This window comes from Streptomyces sp. P5F9, from assembly GCF_057961495.1.
Genome location: NZ_JBXVPZ010000937.1, coordinates 1 through 1254, shown reverse-complemented (window position 1 = coordinate 1254; position 1254 = coordinate 1). Strand labels below are relative to the sequence as shown.

Below are 1254 nucleotides of genomic sequence, written 5' to 3'. Positions count from 1 at the left end.
GGCCTTGAGCATGGTGGTGGGCTGGTCCACCGCGGGCTTGGGCGGTCGTACGGCCTTGAAGACGGTGGTCGGGTGATCGACGGCCTCGGCTCCGCCATCGGCCGTCTTGGTGCCCCCACCCGCAGGGCCCGTGCGGGTCTCGTCGCCGGGTGCGGGTGGCCCCTCGGGGGCCTTCTCGCCGTCGCCGTCGGCGGCTTTCGGCTCCGCGTCGGAGGGGGCGGCGTCTTCGGTACCGGTGGTTCGGGGGTCCGCGTCCGTGTCGCCTTCGGCGGCTTCCGGGTGGCTGTCGGTCTTGGGGGGCGTCGCGTCGGTGGGTGTCTTGCCTTCGGCGGGCTCCGGACGGGTGTCGGTCTCCGGCCGGGTTGCGTCGGTGGACGCCTTGCCTGCGGCTGACTCCGGGCTCTCATCGGTCTCCGGCCCGCTCGCGTCGGAGGACGTGTCGCCTTCGGCGGACTCCTCCGGCCGGCCGGCAGGCTTCGCTCCGGTCGCTCGGGCGGACGTCTCGCCTTCGGCGGGCTCCGGGGCGGTGTCGGCCGCGGCCTCGTCCACCTCGGCTTCCGCGGACCCGGCTTCAGCGGTCTCGCCCGCCTTGGGGGTATCGCCCGAGGCGGTGTCGGCGGCTTCCGGGTGCGCGTCGGCATCCGTACCGGCCTCGCCGGTCGTCGCGGCTACGGGAGCCTTGTCCGCCTTGGAGACCGGCTCGCTGTCGGCGCCCTCCGGGTGCGCGTCGGCATCCGCGTCGGCCTCGTCGACCTCGTCGGCTTCCGCAGCCGCAGGAGCCCCGTCCACCTCGGAGTCGTCCTCCGAGGCGGCGGCAGCGTCAGCGACCTGCTCACCCTCGGCCACGTCATCGGCGGCAGCCGAGTCGCGCGCCTCGTCGCCCTCGTCGCCCTCGGGGTCACCAGCCACCCCGGCACCCGGACCTTCGGCCCGCTCGCCCGTGTCGGCCTCCTGGGCGGTCTCAGCACCCTCGGAGGCGCCGGCGACGGAAGTCTCCCCCGCGTCCCCGCCGTCCTCCGTCTCCGAGGCTCCAGCAGGCGTCTCCGCGTCCTCGGGACCGTCTGCCGCAGCGGCCGTAGCAACGTCCGCGTCCCCTGAGCCTTCGGTCACGTCAGCCGTCTCGCCCCCGGCCGGCCTCTCCGCGTCCTCGGGGTCTTCGGCGCCGGTCGGCCTCTCCCCGTCCGACCCCGACGACACCCAGGCCGCCACAGCCGCACGCAACCGCGCATCGCCGCCGGAGCCGCCCGACTTGGC

Annotated in this window: 1 pseudogene; it reads right to left on the bottom strand. The window is 75.7% G+C overall.

Features of this window, described 5'->3' with window-relative positions:
- Nucleotides 1-1254, bottom strand: a pseudogene (locus AC31A1_RS51630) (hypothetical protein); the annotation flags it as partial.